Source organism: Citrobacter sp. MGH106 (assembly GCF_001037495.1).
Taxonomy (GTDB): Bacteria; Pseudomonadota; Gammaproteobacteria; order Enterobacterales; family Enterobacteriaceae; genus Citrobacter; species Citrobacter murliniae.
The window spans coordinates 47,630-67,140 of record NZ_KQ089822.1; the positions used below are offsets into that span (position 1 = coordinate 47,630).

A 19,511-nucleotide genomic window follows, 5' to 3' on the forward strand; every position below is an offset into this window, starting at 1 on the left:
CGGGATTATAGGCAATGGCTGAAAATCAATACTACGGCACTGGTCGCCGCAAAAGTTCCGCAGCTCGCGTTTTCATCAAACCGGGCAGTGGTAAAATCGTAATCAACCAACGTTCTCTGGAACAGTACTTCGGTCGTGAAACTGCCCGCATGGTAGTTCGTCAGCCGCTGGAACTGGTCGACATGGTTGAGAAACTGGATCTGTACATCACTGTTAAAGGTGGTGGTATCTCTGGTCAGGCTGGTGCGATCCGTCACGGTATCACCCGCGCTCTGATGGAGTATGATGAGTCCCTGCGTGGCGAACTGCGTAAAGCTGGCTTCGTTACCCGTGATGCTCGTCAGGTTGAACGTAAGAAAGTCGGTCTGCGTAAAGCACGTCGTCGTCCTCAGTTCTCCAAACGTTAATTGGTTTCTGCTTCGGCAGAGCTCAATTTGCGAAAAAACCCGCTTCGGCGGGTTTTTTTATGTATACTCGCCGCGAAGATCCACGGTAATGTGCTGATTGCCACCTCTTTTTCCCCATTTCCAGAATCGACTCACCACAAAGGTCACAAAATCTGGTAAACTATCATCCAATTTTCTGCCCAAATGTCCGGTATCGTTCATTTTTTGTTTGTATTTTGAGCAATAATGGCTTTCCCGAATATGGGTGACACCACTTCTGACTGGCCATATATAGTGGCTGGTAGCAGTAAAATTCTGAATATACCTGGAGGTTTTCATGGCTGTCGCTGCCAACAAACGTTCGGTAATGACGCTGTTTTCTGGTCCTACTGACATCTATAGCCATCAGGTCCGCATTGTGCTGGCTGAGAAAGGTGTTAGTTTCGAGATTGAGCATGTGGAGAAGGACAATCCACCTCAGGATCTGATCGACCTCAACCCGAATCAGAGCGTACCGACACTGGTGGATCGTGAGCTGACCCTGTGGGAATCTCGCATCATTATGGAATACCTGGATGAGCGTTTCCCGCATCCGCCGCTGATGCCGGTTTACCCGGTTGCGCGTGGTGAGAGCCGCCTGTACATGCAGCGTATCGAAAAAGACTGGTACACGCTGATGAACATCATCGTGAACGGTTCTGCTTCTGAAGCTGATGTCGCTCGTAAGCGACTGCGCGAAGAGTTGCTGGCGATTGCGCCAGTATTTGGTCAGAAACCGTATTTCCTGAGCGATGAGTTCAGCCTGGTAGATTGCTATCTGGCACCACTGCTGTGGCGTTTACCGCAGCTGGGTATTGAATTCAGCGGTGCAGGTTCGAAAGAGCTGAAAGGATATATGACTCGCGTCTTCGAACGTGACTCATTCCTGGCTTCTCTGACTGAGCCTGAACGTGAAATGCGCCTGGGCCGGGGTTAATCTGTATGGATTTGCCACAACTATCACCGCGCCGTCCGTATCTGCTGCGTGCATTTTATGAGTGGTTGCTAGACAACCAGCTTACGCCGCATCTGGTGGTGGATGTGACGCTCCCGGACGTGCAGGTTCCTATGGAATATGCGCGTGATGGGCAAATTGTTCTGAATATTGCACCGCGTGCAGTTGGGAACCTGGAACTGGCTAACGATGAAGTGCGCTTTAACGCGCGTTTCGGCGGAGTACCACGTCAGGTTTCTGTGCCGCTGGCTGCTGTTCTGGCAATTTATGCTCGTGAAAACGGTGCCGGTACGATGTTTGAGCCAGAATCCGCCTATGACGAAGATGTCGCCAGCCTAAACGATGACGACAACGAAGCTCCTGGCTTTGAGAGCGAAACGGTCATGTCCGTCATTGATGGTGATAAACCTGACAACGGCGACGACAATGACCCGGATGATACTCCACCGCCTCCTCGTGGTGGACGTCCAGCGCTACGCGTAGTTAAATAAAAAAAACAGGCCCTTTGGGCCTGTTTTGTTTTCTGCGTTCGGAATTAGTAAAACAGCGCGATTGTGGCGATCATATTCACCGCAAATCCTACGGCCATTGGGATCGCCGTACGTTTAACCACTTCAAAAGGCGATACCCCAGCGATGCCTGATGTCACGACAATGACTGCGGTGATCGGTGAAACTGCGCGTGCCAGCGTGGTGGCGAAATGCATAGGCATAATCATTACGACAGCCGGAATATGCAGCCCGGCAGCGATATCCGGGATCAGGCTGGCAAAAGACATAAACGGCGCGTTGCCGGACCCCATTACGATTGCGCAGGCAGCAATAACCACAGCCATAATGATCATCACCCCGATACCGCCGAGCCCGGAGTGTTCCGCACCTTTAATAACCGCGTCGACGGTGCCGATAGTGGTCAACCCTTTAGCAAAGATCTCGCCTGCCACCACCAGCGTAACGACATTCGCAAACTGCGTGCCCATGCCGTCAAAAAAAGCCTGCACATCGTCCATTGTTTCGCGCAGATTGTGTTTGCGAAGGAACTCTACAAACATGGTCACTGTCATGCTCAACAGCATCACCACCACCAGATTCAGTTCTGCTTTCATCAATCCCTGATGTGCAAGGAACAGCGAACCCAGCATCAGGATCAGCGGCATTACTGGTAAAATGGCATAATAGAGCGGTGGTACATCTTCGAGCCTCTTTTGTTCGGCGAAACCTGCGCTATCCGGTAACGCTTTTCTATCAAACTGGCGCTGCACGAAAAAATGCGCAATGGCAACGGCGATAATTACGCAGGAAGCCACTGGTAACTGGTAATGGAAGAAGTAGGTGGCGATTTTCATTCCTGCCACTTGTGCGGCAAAAATTGAGTTGGTTTCCAGAATGCCCCATTCAATCGACATTGAAGTGGCAATAACTGCCACCGCAGACAAACGGCTCACACCAAGGCTGACTAATGTCGGGAAGAGCGTGACCATCAGTAGCATGCCTAACCCGGAGGCGCTGGTTATGAACTGTGCCATGATCTGGCCGATCACATAGGTGGCGGCCAGAACGATGTAAGGTGATCGGATAACCTTAAGAGGTCGACTTAACAGGCTAACCATGGCTCTACTGGCTCCCATCCTGTCCATATAGCGGGCATAACCGCCCACCGCCATGATTGACAGTCCAAGTCCTGCGGCCCGGCTTGAGAGCATACGCAGAATTTCGTTATAAATATCGACCAGCAAATAGCCGCTGCTTTTATCAGGCGCGACCAACGCACCGTAGCCCAGCCAGACCCCGCAGATCATTAGAAAGATCCCGGCAGCTGCCAGTACCACTTGTGGTTTGTAGTTTTTGAGGATCAGATAACCCATCGTTAATAAAACGATGACAGAGATAATGGTGCCGAACATTTTTTCACTCCATGGCAGAGAAGAACATAAATCCGGTAATTACATTGTTATAAATGCGGATGTTATATTTTTTCTGCGCCTTTTTATGGAGTGGATATCTTATTTTTTATTCAGAGTTTAAAATATTTTTCGTTTTAAAATAGATGGTTATGATAATTTTTCACGATCATGTTCGCTAATTTCATAAATAAAATATAGTGTTCTGTAATTAAATTTAACCTGAATGTTTTTATGATAAATAATATTTCTATTTTGTATATTCACAATGTGCCAGCTTTGCCGGGCGACCATCATTACACCCTGCTTTCGATCCTGTGTTAGGATGAACTCGCTGTTGTTTGTCACCTCGACTTAGCGGAATGGACCCTATGAACGCATTTGATTCGCAAGCTGAAGACTCTCCATCGACCATTGGCCGTAGCTTACGTAACCGTCCACTGGCGCGTAAAAAACTGTCTGAAATGGTTGAAGAAGAGCTGGAACAGATGATTCGTCGCCGGGAATTTGGCGAAGGTGAGCAGTTGCCGTCGGAACGAGAGCTGATGGCTTTCTTCAACGTGGGTCGTCCTTCCGTGCGGGAAGCGCTTGCTGCGTTAAAGCGTAAAGGTCTGGTGCAAATCAACAATGGCGAACGTGCCCGCGTTTCGCGCCCCTCTGCAGATACTATCATCAGTGAACTGTCCGGGATGGCGAAAGATTTCCTCTCGCATCCGGGAGGCATCGCTCACTTTGAACAGCTACGGTTGTTCTTTGAATCCAGCCTGGTGCGTTACGCTGCGGAACATGCCACTGACGAGCAAATCGATCGGCTGGCGAAAGCGCTGGAGATCAACAGCCAGTCGCTGGATGACAATACGTTGTTCATTCGTTCGGACGTTGATTTTCACCGAGTACTGGCGGAGATCCCTGGTAATCCTATCTTTATGGCGATCCATGTCGCGCTGCTGGACTGGCTGATTGCGGCTCGTCCAACCGTTGCCGATCAGGAATTGCATGAACACAATAGCGTGAGTTATCAGCAGCATATTGCTATTGTCGAGGCCATTCGCCAGCACAATCCTGATGAAGCTGACCGCGCCTTACAAGAACACCTCAACAGCGTATCCGCCACCTGGCACGCTTTCGGTAAAAATAAAAAATTGCGAAAGTGATCGCGATCCTGACGATCGTTTAGTGAGGCAGATCGCACTATAAGCGTTCTGTATTGTATTGCTGCTTATTTGATCTGGTATAACAGGTATAAAGGTATGCAGTCAGATAACACTAATCATCGACAGAGGTAGTTATGGCAAGAGATTTAAAAGGCGTAATGCCGGCGTTGTTGACTCCGTTCGACAACCAACAGCGACTGGACACTGAGAGTTTGCGTCGTCTGGTGCGCTTCAACATTGAGCAGGGTATTGATGGGCTTTATGTCGGTGGTTCTACCGGTGAAGCCTTTGTACAGAGCCGTGCTGAAAGAGAGCAGGTGCTGGAAATTGTTGCTGAAGAAGCGAAAGGTAAAGTCACTTTAATCGCGCACGTTGGCACAATCAGTACCGAAGAGAGTCAACAACTGGCGAGCGCCGCGCATCGCTACGGCTTTGATGCAGTCTCCGCAGTCACTCCGTTTTACTATCCGTTCAGCTTCGAAGAACATTGCGATCACTATCGCGCAATCATTGATTCCGCTGATGGCTTACCAATGGTGGTGTATAACATTCCAGCACTGAGTGGCGTCAAACTGACGCTGGATCAGATCAACACACTGGTGACGCTGCCGGGTGTTGGCGCACTGAAGCAAACCTCTGGCGATCTCTATCAGATGGAGCAGATCCGTCGTGCGCATCCTGATCTGGTGCTTTACAACGGTTATGACGAAATTTTCGCTTCTGGCCTGCTGGCTGGCGCTGATGGCGGAATCGGCAGTACCTACAACATCATGGGATGGCGTTACCAGGGAATTGTGAAAGCGCTCAAAGAAGGCGACGTCCGGACTGCACAAAAGCTGCAAACCGAGTGCAATAAGGTTATCGATCTGCTCATTAAAGTCGGCGTATTCCGTGGTCTGAAAACGGTCCTGCACTTTATGGACGTGGTCTCCGTACCGCTGTGCCGTAAACCGTTTGCTCCTGTAGATGAAAAATACCTGCCAGAACTGAAAGCATTGGCTAACCAACTGCTGGCGGAAAAGGCGTAACAGTGTATAGCCGGGGGCGCTTCGTTTGCCCGGCCTACATATGTCGATCGTAGGCCGTATAAGGCAACGCCGTCATCCGGCACAACAACAAAAATCGTCGGGAGAGTAAAATGAGTACTTCTACCCAGAGCATCCCGTGGTATCGCCATCTCAACCGTGCGCAATGGCGGGCATTCTCAGCTGCATGGCTGGGATATTTGCTGGATGGTTTTGATTTTGTGTTAATCGCCCTTGTGCTGACGGAAGTACAAGGTGAATTCGGGCTGACGACGGTGCAGGCTGCCAGCCTGATTTCAGCAGCCTTTATTTCTCGCTGGTTTGGTGGACTGATGCTGGGGGCGATGGGCGACCGTTACGGGCGTCGTCTGGCAATGGTCACCAGTATTATTCTCTTCTCTGTGGGAACACTGGCCTGTGGTTTTGCGCCGGGTTACACCACTATGTTTATCGCTCGTCTGGTTATCGGTATGGGGATGGCGGGTGAATATGGCTCCAGCGCGACCTATGTTATTGAAAGCTGGCCTAAACACCTACGCAACAAAGCCAGCGGTTTCCTGATTTCTGGTTTTTCTGTGGGGGCGGTGATAGCCGCTCAGGTTTACAGCCTGGTGGTTCCGGTCTGGGGATGGCGCGCGCTGTTCTTCATTGGCATCGTACCGATTATCTTCGCCCTCTGGTTGCGCAAAAATATTCCGGAAGCTGAAGACTGGAAAGAAAAACACGAAGGCAAAGCGCCAGTGCGCACAATGGTGGACATTCTCTATCGGGGTGAACATCGGGTTATCAATATACTGATGACCCTCGCTGCTGCGACCGCGCTGTGGTTCTGCTTCGCGGGTAACCTGCAAAACGCGGCAATCGTGGCGATCCTCGGGCTGATATGCGCCGTCATCTTCATTAGCTTTATGGTGCAAAGCAGCGGTAAGCGCTGGCCAACGGGCGTGATGTTGATGGTGGTTGTGCTGTTTGCCTTCCTCTATTCGTGGCCGATTCAGGCGCTGTTGCCAACCTATCTTAAAACTGAACTGATGTACGACCCTTCAACGGTTGCCAGGGTGCTGTTCTTTAGCGGCTTTGGCGCGGCGGTTGGCTGTTGCGTCGGCGGCTTTCTTGGTGACTGGCTGGGGACCCGAAAAGCCTATGTCTGTAGTCTGCTGGCATCGCAATTGCTGATTATTCCGGTGTTTGCGATTGGTGGTACAAACGTCTGGGTACTGGGGTTGCTACTGTTTTTCCAGCAAATGCTTGGGCAAGGGATCTCCGGGATCTTACCGAAACTGATTGGCGGTTATTTCGATACCGATCAGCGTGCGGCGGGTTTGGGCTTTACCTATAACGTCGGTGCATTGGGTGGAGCGCTGGCACCGATCATCGGGGCGCTGATTGCACAACGTCTGGATCTAGGGACTGCGCTGGGATCGCTTTCGTTTAGCCTGACCTTTGTGGTGATCCTGCTGATAGGCCTCGATATGCCGTCCCGCGTGCAGCGCTGGCTGCGACCGGAAGCGCTGCGCACGCATGATGCCATTGATGGTAAACCGTTCAGTGGAGCTGTGCCGTTTGGCGGTGATAAAAGTGCTTTCGTGAAATCAAAAGGTTAATCCGTTTGCCCGGTCCTGAGCCGGGCAATTTTCGTAAGGGAAGAAGTATGTCGTTACTTGAACAACTGGATAAAAAAATTGCCGCTAACGGCGGACTGATTGTTTCTTGCCAACCTGTTCCTGACAGCCCGCTGGATAAACCTGAAATCGTTGCTGCCATGGCGCTGGCGGCAGAGCAGGCCGGCGCAGTGGCACTGCGTATCGAAGGTGTGGAAAACCTGCGTGCTACTCGCGCAGTGGTTTCGCTGCCGATTATTGGCATTCTTAAACGCGATCTGGATGATTCCCCGGTACGTATTACCGCTTTTTTAGAGGATGTTGATGCGCTGGTGCTGGCTGGCGCGGACATTATTGCCATTGATGGTACCGATCGTGTGCGGCCTGTACCTGTTGCAACGCTGCTGGCACGCATCCATCAGCATCAAAGGCTGGCGATGACAGACTGCTCCTCGCTGGAAGATGGTCTGACATGCCAAAAACTCGGGGCTGAAATTATCGGTACCACGCTTTCTGGTTATACAACGGCAGAAACACCGGAAGAACCAGACCTGGCACTGGTGAAAGCGTTGAGTGATTCTGGTTGCCGGGTGATTGCTGAAGGGCGTTACAACTCTCCTGCACAGGCTGCTGAAGCGGTGCAACATGGTGCATGGGCCGTCACGGTCGGCTCTGCCATTACCCGACTGGAACACATTTGCCAGTGGTACATCACAGCAATGAAGAAGGCGATGTTATGACTACGCTGGCGATTGATATCGGCGGCACTAAACTGGCTGCCGCGCTGGTGGATAGCGACCTGCAAATCCGCGATCGCCGTGAATTACCTACGCCAGCCAGTAAAACACCGGATGCGCTGCGGGCCGCACTAAAAGCGCTGGTTGAGCCGCTGCAGACGCAGGCAACGCACGTAGCCATTGCCTCGACTGGCATTATCCGTGATGGGGTACTGCTGGCGATTAATCCGTTAAATCTTGGTGGGCTGGTGCACTTTCCACTGGTGCAGACGTTAAATGATCTGACTGGTTTGCCGACGATGGCGGTTAATGATGCACAGGCAGCTGCGTGGGCGGAATATCGCGCTCTTGCTGATGAAATAAGTGATATGGCGTTTATCACCGTTTCGACCGGCGTTGGTGGCGGTGTAGTCAGCAACGGTAAATTACTTACCGGGTCCGGTGGCCTGGCCGGGCACCTGGGGCATACGCTGGCCGATCCGCACGGGCCGCTCTGCGGTTGTGGACGCGTGGGCTGCGTGGAGGCTATTGCCTCAGGTCGCGGGATTGCCGCCGCCGCTCGGGATGATCTCGCCGGATGTGATGCGAAAACTATTTTTGTGCGTGCAGCCCAGAGGCATGAGCAGGCTATGCGGTTGGTTGCGCATTCTGCAGCGGTTGTCGCGCGATTGATAGCCGATGTGAAAGCGACAACCGACTGCCAGTGCGTGGTCATTGGCGGCAGTGTCGGGCTGGCTGAAGGGTATCTGGTGCTGGTGGAGTCTTATCTGGCACAAGCTCCCCTGGCCTATCACGTGAAATTACAGGCGGCACATTACCGCCATGACGCTGGATTACTGGGGGCTGCATTGTTGGCCCAGGGAGAATGATTATGATGTCAGGTGATTTGCGTACGCTACCTTCTGCCGGATTACACCCGGTATTACATGAGGCATTAATGCTGGCCGTTGCGGCAATACCGCAGGAAAAAGCGCCCGGAAGCTATGAGCTGCAGGGTGATGATATTTTTATGAATGTCATGCAGTTCGTCACGCAGCATCCAGAACAAAAGAAAGCGGAGCTGCATCAGCAATACATTGATATCCAGGTGTTGCTGGAGGGTAAAGAGCGCATTCTGTTTGGTACGACAGATTCTGCTCGTCAGTGTGAGGCGATTCATGTTGAAGAGGATTATCAACTTTGCAATCAGATTATCGATGAGCAAATGATCACGTTGAAACCCGGGATGTTTGCGATTTTTATGCCGGGCGAGCCTCATAAACCGGGCTGCGCGGTCGAGACTCCTGCGGAAATCAAAAAGGTCGTGATTAAGGTACGTGCCAGCTTATTACATGTTTGATAGGAAACAGTTGTATATGGGGGGCCGCAGTCTGAGCGCCTGCGGCAATATTTGAAACAACAACCTACCGTTTAAACGTTACCGCTTCCGGCTGTGTCAGATGTAACGTTGTCTGGCTTGGTTTCGTCTCGGCAATGACTCGCCCGTGGCGAATTGAATAACGTGCCGGCGTTTGGCGACGAACCGCATCAAACCCGTTTTCAGCAGGTAAAATCACCAGGTTAGCGGAATTTCCCACGCTCAGGCCGTAGTCCTGCAAATGCAGGGTTTTCGCGCTATGGGTAGTGACGAGGTTCAGCCCATCATTAATTTGTCCGTATCCCATCAACTGGCACACGTGTAATCCCATATGCAGCACTTGCAGCATATTCGCGGTTCCCAACGGATACCACGGATCGAAGACGTCATCATGACCAAAGCAGACATTGATATCCGCCTCCAGCATCTCTTTGACGCGAGTTACACCACGGCGCTTCGGATAAGTATCAAAACGCCCTTGCAGGTGAATATTCACTAGCGGATTAGCAACGAAGTTAATGCCCGACATTTTCAGCAGGCGGAAAAGGCGGGAAGCATACGCGCCGTTATAGGAGTGCATTGCCGTGGTATGGCTGGCGGTCACGTGTTCTCCCATTCCGTCGCGATGTGCCAGTGCCGCTACGGTTTCAACAAAGCGTGATTGCTCGTCATCAATTTCGTCACAGTGCACATCGATGAGTCGGTCGTACTTTTGCGCCAGGGCGAAAATTTTATGCAACGACTCAACGCCATATTCACGCGTAAACTCAAAGTGGGGGATTGCGCCAATGACGTCGGCCCCCAGACGCACGGCTTCTTCTAACAGCGCTTCACCGTTGGGGTAAGAAAGGATGCCTTCCTGCGGGAACGCAACGATTTGCAGTTCCACCCATGGCGCGACCTCTTGTTTCACCTCCAGCATGGCTTTCAGTGCCGTGAGCGTGGGGTCTGAAACATCAACGTGAGTACGAACATACTGGATGCCATTGGCCATCTGCCACTTCAGGGTCTGCATTGCGCGGGTCTTCACATCTTCGTGAGTGAGCATCGCCTTACGTTCAGCCCAGCGCTCAATACCCTCAAACAACGTACCCGACAGGTTCCAGTTTGGTTCACCTGCGGTTTGCGTGGTGTCCAGATGGATATGCGGCTCAACGAACGGCGGAATGGCCAGACCGCCTTCAGCATCAAGAACTTCACTCTGCGGTAAAGATGCAGCGTCCTGAGGTTCAATACGGCTAAAACGCCCGTTTTCAATGGTGAGTTGCCACAATCCTTCGCGTCCTTGTAAACGCGCCTGACGAATGGTGAGGGTATTATTCTGCATGGCTGACCTCCGGGGATTTAGCAAGGCTGCGATTGAAAAGTGGATTCAGCAGGATGTAGCTGAATACGCCGCCGAGTACGGCGTTGACCGGCACAACGCCGGGGATATAGTGTCCGGCGGCAATGCCCAGTGCAACGGACAGAATAGCCACCCAGTTTACGGGAATAAACCGCGCGTTGTTGAAATCGGCATACCGGCGATGGTTCAACAGATAATCGGCGATAATCACCCCACCAATAGGGGGGATCGCCGCCGACAGAAAGGTCAGCCAGCCGACAAAGTTATTGTAAAGCCACAGCGCGCACAGTGTACCAATAATGCCGTTTACTACCGAAAGCGTACGGCTGGAAAGACCGGTAATATTGGCAAAACCTAAACCGGATGCGTATAACGCGTTGTCATTAGTCGTCCAGATATTCAGGCCGAGAACCACAATTGCTGGCAGCAGCAGCCCCTGGGCGATCATCACGTCAGAGATATCCGCCTGCCCTACGGCGGCGGCGCCTGCTGCACCGAAGATAAACATTAATGAGTTGCCAAGGAAGAATGCCACCATGGCAATGAGCACCGCGCCTTTGGCATTACGGCCAAAGCGGACGAAGTCGGCGGTCAGTGTACCTGCGCTGACAAACGAGCCTACCACCAGCGCCAGTGCGGTTGAAAAATTCAGCGGCGTTTGCGGCACAATCGTTTTTAAATGATCCAAACCACCTACGTCGCTCACCGCCAGCCAGACCGAGTAGCTGCCAAGAATAACGATAGCGGGTACGGCGATGACAGATAACACCGTCAATGCCGAGATGCCAAAAAAGATGGTCATTGTCATCAACAGGCCGGAAACGGCAATCAGGATATTGACGTCAATTCCCGTCGCTTTGCCAACCGGGATGGCGAACATTGCCACGCCAACGCCAAACCAGCCCACCTGCGTACCGCCCAGTAGCATCGAGGGAAGCCAGGAACCTTTTATACCAAATGAGTAACGTGCGAGGAGGTGGGTGGATAACCCTGTTTTTGCGCCAATGTAACCGAGAAATGCAGTGTAAATACCGAGGAGGAGATTACCGAAGAGAACTGCCAGGAAGAAATCATTATAGGAAAGACCGGTACCGAGTGTGCCTCCGGTCCACATACTTGCTGAAAAGAACGTTAACCCCAACATCACAAACGTCAGTGGAACCACGCCTTTTCGCGCCGCCAGAGGGACGGGGCCCTGGCTATAATTGTTATCTTGCGACACAACGCCTCCTTGAATTTGGACCAAAAAATCCGCCGCATAATATACAGTTTCCAGAGTAAAGCAAACGTTTCCGTCTAATTATTACTTTGTTTTCATTCGCGGTATTGATGTGTTGGGGGATTGATTCGGAGAGTTTTTCCCGTTGAAAATCGTGTTGTCATGCTGGCTTACATGACAGTGCTTGATGGTATTGCGGCAGGAGTTTGGTATCTCATCCACGGATGCAGATGAGATACCAGAAGAAGCTGGATTACACTTCCAGGTAATTCATAATCCCGTCAGCAGCTTTACGGCCTTCGGCTATCGCCGTTACCACCAAATCCGAACCGCGCACGATGTCACCACCGGCGAAGATTTTTGGGTTGCTGGTCTGGAAGGCGTTGTCACTGCGTTCCGGAGCAATAATACGCCCCTGCGAATCGAGTTCGACGCTGTGTTTAGCCAGCCACTCCATGCTGTGCGGGCGGAAACCAAACGCCATAACAACCGCATCAGCAGGAACAACGTGCTCGGAACCCGCGACGATCTCCGCGCGACGGCGACCTTTGGCATCCGGTGCGCCCATCTCAGTACGCGCCATTTTTACGCCGCAGACTTTACCGTTGGCGTTGACTTCAACACCTAATGGCTGGACGTTGAACTGGAATTCCACGCCCTCTTCACGCGCATTTTTCACTTCGCGTTTAGAACCCGGCATGTTTTCTTCGTCGCGACGATAGGCGCAGACAACGTGTGACGCGTTTTGACGAACAGAAGTACGCACACAGTCCATCGCCGTATCACCACCGCCCAGCACAACCACGCGTTTGCCTTCCATGCTGATGTATGGTTCGTCGCTGCTTTCGCCAAAGCCCATCAGTTGCTTGGTATTGGCAATCAGGAACGGCAGGGCGTCAAACACGCCATCGGCGTCTTCGTTTTCCAGTCCGCCGCGCATCGACTGATAGGTGCCTACGCCAAGGAACACGGCGTCGTAATCCTTCAGCAAATCGTCGAGTTGTACGTCGCGACCGACTTCAACGTTGAGTTTGAACTCTATGCCCATGCCGGTGAAAATTTCACGGCGGCGGGTCATGACCTCTTTCTCCAGCTTGAAGGCCGGAATACCGAAGGTTAGCAGGCCGCCGATCTCTGGATGGCGGTCAAACACCACGGCCTTCACGCCGTTACGGGTCAGCACGTCAGCACAGGCCAGACCAGCCGGACCGGCGCCGATAATCGCCACGCGTTTGTCGGTCTGGCGAACGCCAGTCATATCCGGACGCCAGCCCATCTCAAACGCTTTATCGTTGATATAACGTTCAATGTTGCCGATAGTTACCGCGCCAAACTCGTCGTTCAGCGTACAGGAACCCTCGCACAAACGGTCCTGTGGGCAGACACGGCCGCAGACTTCCGGCAGCGTGTTAGTCTGGTGAGACAGCTCCGCTGCTTCAAAAATACGTCCCTCGTTGGCGAGCTTCAGCCAGTTCGGAATGTAGTTATGTACCGGGCATTTCCATTCGCAGTATGGGTTACCGCAGGACAGGCAGCGATCCGCCTGCGCCTTGGCCTGACCTTCGGAAAATGGCTCGTAAATTTCGATAAACTCGATCTTGCGGATCTTCAGCGGTTTCTTCGGCGGATCAACGCGCTGCAGGTCGATAAATTGGTATACGTTCTGACTCATTGCTGCTACCCCTTACTGCGCCTGCACACGCAGCTCAGCTGCGCTACGACTACGGTGACCCAACAGTGCTTTCACATCACTGGATTTTGGTTTAACCAGCGCGAATTTCGCCGAGAATGCCGGCCAGTTGGCCAGGATCTCTTCGCCGTGTGAAGAACCGGTATGCTGTACGTGTTCGGTAATAAGCCCGCGCAGATGCTCTTCATGGATAGCCAGAGAGTCCACACTCAACACTTCGACCAGTTCAGGGTTTACGCGTTTGCGGAATTCGCCGTCTTCGTCCAGCACGTAGGCGAACCCGCCCGTCATACCCGCACCGAAGTTGACGCCTGTTTTCCCAAGAATACAGACGATGCCGCCGGTCATATATTCGCAACCGTTGTCACCAATGCCTTCTACTACGGTAATCGCGCCTGAGTTACGTACGGCGAATCGTTCACCTGCTCGACCCGCGGCGAATAAACGACCACCGGTAGCACCGTACAGACAGGTGTTGCCGATGATACTTGCTTCATGGCTACGGAAGGCAGACCCCACCGGTGGGCGCACAGCCAGCAAGCCACCCGCCATACCTTTACCGACATAGTCATTGGCATCGCCGGTCAGATACAACTCAACGCCACCTGCGTTCCATACACCGAAGCTTTGTCCTGCAGTACCGCTGAAATGCGCTTTGATAGGATCGGAGGCCAGCCCCTGATCGCCGTGCGTTTGTGCGATATAGCCAGACAATGATGCGCCGACAGAACGATCGGTGTTGCGGATATCGAACCAGAAAGTTTTACTCTGGCGATCATCGACAAACGGTTTCGCCTGCTGCAGTAATTGTGCGTTCAGCACGCCGTTATCAAACGGCGGGTTGTTCTCGGTGCAGAACAGCGCTTTACCCGGATGCGGCTCGGCGGTTTCCAGCAGCCGGGACAGCTCCAGTTTCTGCTGTTTGGCGGTGTATCCTTCCAGCTCGGTGAGCAGATCGGTACGGCCAATCAGGTCTACCAGGCGTTTCACGCCCAGTTGCGCCATCAGCTCTCGGGTTTCACGGGCAACAAATTCAAAGTAGTTGGTGACTTTGAACGGCAGACCATGATAGTGATTCTTACGCAGTTTTTCGTCCTGAGTCGCCACGCCAGTTGCGCAGTTGTTCAGGTGGCAAATACGCAGATATTTACAGCCCAGCGCCACCATCGGACCGGTACCGAAGCCGAAGCTTTCCGCTCCCAGAATTGCCGCTTTGATGATATCGACGCCAGTTTTCAGTCCGCCATCAACCTGCAAACGAATCTTATGGCGCAGACCGTTAGCCACCAGTGCCTGTTGGGTTTCAACCAGACCCAGTTCCCACGGACAACCCGCATATTTTACTGACGAGAGTGGGCTGGCTCCGGTGCCGCCGTCATAGCCTGCGATGGTGATGAGATCCGCATACGCTTTTGCCACACCGGTAGCGATGGTGCCGACGCCAGGTTCGGAAACCAGTTTGACGGAGATCATCGCTTTCGGGTTGACCTGTTTCAGGTCGAAAATCAGCTGCGCTAAGTCCTCGATTGAGTAGATATCGTGGTGCGGCGGCGGGGAGATCAACGTCACGCCCGGTACCGAATAACGCAGTTTGGCGATGTACGGAGTCACTTTATCACCCGGCAACTGACCACCTTCACCCGGCTTCGCGCCCTGTGCGACTTTAATCTGAATCACATCGGCGTTAACCAGATACGCCGGGGTAACTCCGAAGCGGCCGGAAGCGACCTGCTTAATGCGTGACACCTTGTTGGTGCCGTAACGCGCCGGATCTTCACCGCCTTCACCGGAGTTAGAGTTGCCGCCGATGCTGTTCATTGCTTCGGCCAACGCTTCGTGCGCTTCCGGACTTAATGCGCCGATAGACATCGCTGCGGTATCAAAGCGTTTAAACAGTTCTGTTGCTGGTTCTACGTCGTTAATGCTTATGGCTTCATCACCAGGCGTGATTGCCAGCAGGTCGCGCAGCGTTGCCGCCGGGCGCTCATTTACAAGTTTTGCATATTCCTGATAGTCGCTATATTCCCCGCTTTGTACCGCCTGTTGCAGAGTACGTACCACGTCTGGGTTGTAAGCGTGGTATTCACCGCCGTGAACGTACTTCAGCAGGCCGCCCTGACTAATCGGTTTACGTGCCAGCCAGGCATGCTTGGAGAGATTCAGCAGATCCTGCTGGAAATCGGCAAATCCAGCACCGCTGATGCGACTGACTACGCCCTGGAAGCAGAGCGCAACGACGTCATCATGCAGACCAACGGCTTCAAACAGCTTAGAGCAGCGGTAAGAGGCGATCGTCGAAATGCCCATTTTGGACATGATTTTGTACAGGCCTTTGTTGATGCCGTTACGGTAGTTCTGCATCACGGTCCGGTAATCTTTGGCTATCGCCTGCGTATCGATCAGGCGCCCCAGCGTCTCATACGCGAGGTATGGATAGACCGCCGTCGCGCCAAAGCCCAACAGGACTGCAAAGTGGTGCGGATCGCGTACGCTGGCAGTTTCAACGATGATGTTGGCGTCACAGCGCAGGCTTTGTTCTACCAGACGCGTTTGCACTGCGCCGACCGCCATTGGTGCCGGGACTGGCAAGCGGTTTTTGGCAATGTTACGGTCGGAAAGTACCAGCAGCACCGTGCCGTTACGCACCATCTGCTCGGCCTTGTCGCACAGTGCTTTGACGGTCTCTTCAAGCGTGGTTTCAGTCACGTCAAAGGTTATGTCCAGCGTATCCGCGCGATAGTGTTCCTCTTTCATAGTGGTGAGCTGTTTGAAATCGGAGTACAGCAGGATCGGCGATTTGAAACTCAGACGGTGAGCCTGGCCTTCCGCTTCGCAGAAGACGTTCATCTCACGACCGATGCTGGTGGCCAGTGACATCACATGCGCTTCACGCAGCGGATCGATAGGCGGGTTAGTCACCTGCGCAAACTGCTGGCGGAAGTAGTCATAAATAATGCGTGGCTGACTGGAGAGTACAGCAAACGGGGTATCGTCACCCATTGAGCCAACCGCTTCCTGACCATTTTCACCCAGCACGCGGATGACGGAATCCAGCTCTTCAGCGTTGTAATTAAACTGCTTCTGGTAGCTGGCAAGGGTGTCATCGTCCAGCTCGCGGCTACCGACCTGATCGTCAGCCAGATCTTCAAACGGTACCAGACGGCGGACATTTTTCTCCATCCACTCTTTGTACGGGTGGCGGCTTTTTAGATCGTCATCGGTTTCGGCTGAGTGCAGAATGCGCCCACTGCGGGTATCGATAACCATTAGTTCGCCCGGACCGACGCGGCCTTTCTCGACAACTTCATCCGGCTGATAGTCCCAAATCCCCACTTCAGAGGCGCAGGTGATGAGCTTGTCTTTGGTGATCACGTAGCGTGCCGGGCGCAGGCCGTTACGGTCCAGGTTACATGCGGCAAAGCGGCCGTCAGACATAACAATACCTGCCGGACCATCCCATGGCTCCATGTGCATGGAGTTAAAGTCAAAGAATGCGCGCAGTTCCGGGTCCATGTCAGGGTTGTTCTGCCAGGCTGGTGGCACCAGCAGGCGCATGGCCCGGATAATGTCCATGCCGCCTGCCAGAAGCAGCTCCAGCATGTTGTCCATTGAGCTGGAGTCGGAGCCGGTTTCGTTGACGAAAGGAGCGGCATCATGGAGATCAGGGATCAGCGGCGTCTGAAATTTATAGGTACGTGCGCGGGCCCACTGACGGTTACCGGTGATGGTGTTGATCTCACCGTTGTGCGCCAGGTAGCGGAACGGTTGCGCCAGCGGCCAGCGTGGTACGGTGTTGGTGGAGAAGCGCTGATGGAACAGACAGATAGCTGATTCCAGACGCAGGTCCGCCAGGTCCAGGTAAAAGCGCGGCAGGTCCGCCGGCATACACAGACCTTTGTAGATGTTGACCAGGTTAGACAAGCTGCAGACGTAGAAGTCTTTATCTTCCTGGAGGCGTTTTTCGATACGGCGACGCGCGATGAACAGGCGGCGTTCCATATCACGTGGTCGCCAGCCCGCAGGGGCGTTAACAAAAATTTGCTCAATTCGAGGCAGGGAGGAGAGGGCGATTTCACCGAGGACACCTTCGTTGGTGGGTACTTCGCGCCAACCAACAATCGACAAGGTTTCCTGCTGTAATTCTTCTTCAACAATGCGACGAGATGCAGCCGCCAGTTCAGCGTCTTTATTTAAAAAGATCATGCCGACGGCGTAGTTTTTGGCTAAACGCCAGCCGCGCTCCTGAGCAACGATACGAAAAAAACGGTCAGGTTTTTGTAACAGCAGGCCGCAACCATCGCCGGTTTTACCATCGGCAAGAATTGCGCCACGGTGCTGCATACGGGCCAGCGCGTGTATGGCGGTACGCACTACCTTGTGGCTAGGTTCGCCTTCTATGTGGGCGATCAGGCCGAAACCACAGTTATCCTTCTCAAGGGATTTATCGTACAACATATCAGTGAACCTCCCCAGGCTCTGCGAGATCCCCATCTGAACCGTTGCGCACGGGCACACCAAGAGCATGGCGACGGGGTTTGCGTGTCATACGCTTACCTCGCATTCGCCCTCTTTATCCTTTTCGCACAGGTCAAACAAGTTTGAGGACTTGCTTCAGAGGGAATCTCAATTACTGCATAAATATGATGAGCAGACTGCTCATCCAGAAAGCTTCCAGCGGATTTCCAAGTTATCGGGAATCCACACACAGGTCAAATGGCAATCTTATTTATACAAAAATGTGCTATAGGAAGATTAACTTTATGAATATATTGAAATTAAAGGCGTTTTTACATTGATTTAACGTGTGTGGAATGGATGGTGAAGTGTGATCTGTCTCACTGTCAGAAAGGCCTGTTATCCCTCGTCCTCCCTTTGTTTATCGTGATGACTGGCATTTTATGCTGGATTTTAGAGTTTTGGCGTCTTAAAGATACTTTTTTTATACAAGAGCTAAAAGAACATAAAAAAAATAGCGGGATATAAGGAAAAATAATTACATTTGGATTGAATGAAATTTCGGTTATTTTGATTTGTTATGCAATAAATAAAGGCACGCCAGGGCGATTGATCCAGGTCATCGCCAACGGGGGCTAAAAATGGCAGGCTTTGGCCTCTTTTCAAGGCGCGGTCTATCAGATTATGCAGTTACAGAAATTAGTCAATATGTTTGGTGGGGATCTTTCTCGTCGTTATGGGCAAAAAGTTCATAAACTCACGCTGCACGGTGGGTTTAGCTGCCCAAATCGCGATGGTACCATCGGACGCGGTGGATGTACTTTCTGTAATGTGGCCTCTTTTGCCGATGAGGCCCAACAGCATCATTCCATTGCCGAACAGCTTGAACATCAGGCGCACCTGGTGAATCGCGCTAATCGCTATCTGGCCTATTTCCAGGCCTATACCAGCACCTTTGCGGAAGTGCAGGTGCTGCGTTCTATGTATCAGCAGGCGGTCAGTCAGGCCAATATTGTTGGTCTGTGCGTTGGGACGCGCCCCGATTGTGTTCCGGAAGCGGTGCTTGATCTGCTTTGCGAATATAACGATCAGGGATATGAGGTGTGGCTGGAGCTGGGGTTGCAAACTGCGCATGATAAAACCCTGCACCGCATCAATCGTGGACATGATTTTTCCTGCTATCAGCGAACCACTCAGTTAGCGCGTGAACGTGGGTTGAAAGTGTGTTCGCACCTTATTGTCGGTCTGCCGGGAGAAGGGCAAATGGAATGTCTGCAAACGCTGGAACGCGTGGTGGATACCGGAGTCGATGGAATTAAGCTGCATCCCCTGCATATCGTGAAGGGCAGCATTATGGCGAAAGCCTGGGAGGCCGGGCGCCTGAGCGGTATTGAGCTGGGTGATTACACAGTGACGGCGGGAGAGATGATTCGCCACACTCCGCCAGAGGTTATCTATCACCGAATTTCTGCCAGCGCCCGTCGCCCGACGTTATTAGCCCCATTATGGTGTGAAAATCGCTGGACCGGGATGGTCGAACTGGATAAGTACCTTAACGAATATGGCGTACAGGGGTCAGCTCTGGGACGGCCCTGGAACCCGCCGGCAGTGTAGCGCGATGAGGGAAACTACGCATTTTTGGCACAAT

General features: G+C 52.6%; 15 protein-coding genes. 10 read left to right on the forward strand and 5 right to left on the reverse strand.

Annotated features, from left to right (window positions below; all coding sequences use genetic code 11):
* The first annotated feature begins 14 nt into the window (after nucleotides 1-14).
* The 3 genes from rpsI (at nucleotide 15) to sspB (ending at nucleotide 1,871) form a co-directional block, all read left to right on the forward strand.
* A complete protein-coding gene (gene rpsI, locus SK36_RS00220; RefSeq protein WP_003025138.1) occupies nucleotides 15-407 on the forward strand; it encodes a 30S ribosomal protein S9 in 393 nt (130 codons plus the stop codon).
* A 316-nt stretch (nucleotides 408-723) separates the two neighbouring features.
* Entirely contained in the window at nucleotides 724-1,362 is a 639-nt protein-coding gene (gene sspA / locus SK36_RS00225; protein WP_045448133.1) for a stringent starvation protein SspA, read from the forward strand.
* Nucleotides 1,363-1,367: 5 nt separating this feature from the next.
* Nucleotides 1,368-1,871, forward strand: coding sequence for a ClpXP protease specificity-enhancing factor (gene sspB / locus SK36_RS00230; protein ID WP_048220472.1), 504 nt, complete (start codon nucleotides 1,368-1,370; stop codon nucleotides 1,869-1,871).
* 44 nt (nucleotides 1,872-1,915) lie between these two features.
* On the opposite strand, the gene dcuC is transcribed toward sspB, so the two are convergent.
* Nucleotides 1,916-3,283, reverse strand: a complete 1,368-nt coding sequence (gene dcuC, locus SK36_RS00235; RefSeq protein ID WP_048220473.1) for an anaerobic C4-dicarboxylate transporter DcuC — start codon at nucleotides 3,281-3,283, stop codon at nucleotides 1,916-1,918.
* A 359-nt stretch (nucleotides 3,284-3,642) separates the two neighbouring features.
* On the opposite strand from dcuC, the gene nanR reads away from it, so the two are divergent.
* The 6 genes from nanR (at nucleotide 3,643) to nanQ (ending at nucleotide 9,136) form a co-directional block, all read left to right on the forward strand.
* The gene (nanR, locus tag SK36_RS00240) at nucleotides 3,643-4,434 is read left to right on the forward strand and encodes a transcriptional regulator NanR (RefSeq protein ID WP_045448125.1); all 792 of its coding nucleotides are present in this window, start codon (nucleotides 3,643-3,645) and stop codon (nucleotides 4,432-4,434) included.
* A gap of 134 nt (nucleotides 4,435-4,568) precedes the next feature.
* Complete coding sequence (gene nanA / locus SK36_RS00245) at nucleotides 4,569-5,462, forward strand: N-acetylneuraminate lyase (RefSeq protein WP_048220474.1); 894 nt, start codon at nucleotides 4,569-4,571, stop codon at nucleotides 5,460-5,462.
* 110 nt (nucleotides 5,463-5,572) lie between these two features.
* The gene (gene nanT / locus SK36_RS00250) at nucleotides 5,573-7,063 is read left to right on the forward strand and encodes a sialic acid transporter NanT (protein WP_045448119.1); all 1,491 of its coding nucleotides are present in this window, start codon (nucleotides 5,573-5,575) and stop codon (nucleotides 7,061-7,063) included.
* A 47-nt stretch (nucleotides 7,064-7,110) separates the two neighbouring features.
* On the forward strand, nucleotides 7,111-7,800 hold the full coding sequence (locus SK36_RS00255) for an N-acetylmannosamine-6-phosphate 2-epimerase (protein WP_048220475.1): 690 nt from the start codon (nucleotides 7,111-7,113) through the stop codon (nucleotides 7,798-7,800).
* Entirely contained in the window at nucleotides 7,797-8,666 is an 870-nt protein-coding gene (gene nanK / locus SK36_RS00260; protein ID WP_048220476.1) for an N-acetylmannosamine kinase, read from the forward strand. The genes SK36_RS00255 and nanK overlap by 4 nt, the downstream gene beginning before the upstream one ends.
* A 2-nt stretch (nucleotides 8,667-8,668) precedes the next feature.
* On the forward strand, nucleotides 8,669-9,136 hold the full coding sequence (gene nanQ, locus SK36_RS00265) for an N-acetylneuraminate anomerase (RefSeq protein ID WP_045448113.1): 468 nt from the start codon (nucleotides 8,669-8,671) through the stop codon (nucleotides 9,134-9,136).
* 64 nt (nucleotides 9,137-9,200) lie between these two features.
* Here the strand turns inward: nanQ and SK36_RS00270 are convergent, their stop codons facing one another.
* The 4 genes from SK36_RS00270 to gltB all read right to left on the reverse strand — a co-directional run bounded on the left by SK36_RS00270 (nucleotide 9,201) and on the right by gltB (nucleotide 17,863).
* A complete protein-coding gene (locus tag SK36_RS00270) occupies nucleotides 9,201-10,481 on the reverse strand; it encodes a cytosine deaminase (RefSeq protein WP_048220477.1) in 1,281 nt (426 codons plus the stop codon).
* Complete coding sequence (codB, locus tag SK36_RS00275) at nucleotides 10,471-11,721, reverse strand: cytosine permease (RefSeq protein WP_045448109.1); 1,251 nt, start codon at nucleotides 11,719-11,721, stop codon at nucleotides 10,471-10,473. The genes SK36_RS00270 and codB overlap by 11 nt, the downstream gene beginning before the upstream one ends.
* A gap of 250 nt (nucleotides 11,722-11,971) precedes the next feature.
* Entirely contained in the window at nucleotides 11,972-13,390 is a 1,419-nt protein-coding gene (gene gltD, locus SK36_RS00280; RefSeq protein WP_048220478.1) for a glutamate synthase subunit GltD, read from the reverse strand.
* 12 nt (nucleotides 13,391-13,402) lie between these two features.
* Nucleotides 13,403-17,863 (reverse strand): glutamate synthase large subunit, encoded by a 4,461-nt coding sequence (gene gltB, locus SK36_RS00285; protein ID WP_136345578.1) that lies wholly within the window; start codon nucleotides 17,861-17,863, stop codon nucleotides 13,403-13,405.
* Between the two features lie 684 nt (nucleotides 17,864-18,547).
* On the opposite strand from gltB, the gene SK36_RS00290 reads away from it, so the two are divergent.
* Nucleotides 18,548-19,477, forward strand: a complete 930-nt coding sequence (locus SK36_RS00290) for a tRNA modification radical SAM protein MnmL/YtqA (RefSeq protein WP_136345577.1) — start codon at nucleotides 18,548-18,550, stop codon at nucleotides 19,475-19,477.
* The last annotated feature ends 34 nt before the right edge of the window (nucleotides 19,478-19,511 follow it).

Excerpts from the sequence above, each read along its gene's own strand:
- rpsI (WP_003025138.1), top strand. The coding sequence starts at position 15 with ATGGCTGAAAATCAATACTACGGCACTGGTCGCCGCAAAAGTTCCGCA.
- sspA (WP_045448133.1), top strand. The coding sequence starts at position 724 with ATGGCTGTCGCTGCCAACAAACGTTCGGTAATGACGCTGTTTTCTGGT.
- sspB (WP_048220472.1), top strand. The coding sequence starts at position 1,368 with ATGGATTTGCCACAACTATCACCGCGCCGTCCGTATCTGCTGCGTGCA.
- dcuC (WP_048220473.1), bottom strand. The coding sequence starts at position 3,283 with ATGTTCGGCACCATTATCTCTGTCATCGTTTTATTAACGATGGGTTAT.
- nanR (WP_045448125.1), top strand. The coding sequence starts at position 3,643 with ATGGACCCTATGAACGCATTTGATTCGCAAGCTGAAGACTCTCCATCG.
- nanA (WP_048220474.1), top strand. The coding sequence starts at position 4,569 with ATGGCAAGAGATTTAAAAGGCGTAATGCCGGCGTTGTTGACTCCGTTC.
- nanT (WP_045448119.1), top strand. The coding sequence starts at position 5,573 with ATGAGTACTTCTACCCAGAGCATCCCGTGGTATCGCCATCTCAACCGT.
- SK36_RS00255 (WP_048220475.1), top strand. The coding sequence starts at position 7,111 with ATGTCGTTACTTGAACAACTGGATAAAAAAATTGCCGCTAACGGCGGA.
- nanK (WP_048220476.1), top strand. The coding sequence starts at position 7,797 with ATGACTACGCTGGCGATTGATATCGGCGGCACTAAACTGGCTGCCGCG.
- nanQ (WP_045448113.1), top strand. The coding sequence starts at position 8,669 with ATGATGTCAGGTGATTTGCGTACGCTACCTTCTGCCGGATTACACCCG.
- SK36_RS00270 (WP_048220477.1), bottom strand. The coding sequence starts at position 10,481 with ATGCAGAATAATACCCTCACCATTCGTCAGGCGCGTTTACAAGGACGC.
- gltD (WP_048220478.1), bottom strand. The coding sequence starts at position 13,390 with ATGAGTCAGAACGTATACCAATTTATCGACCTGCAGCGCGTTGATCCG.
- gltB (WP_136345578.1), bottom strand. The coding sequence starts at position 17,863 with ATGTTGTACGATAAATCCCTTGAGAAGGATAACTGTGGTTTCGGCCTG.
- SK36_RS00290 (WP_136345577.1), top strand. The coding sequence starts at position 18,548 with ATGCAGTTACAGAAATTAGTCAATATGTTTGGTGGGGATCTTTCTCGT.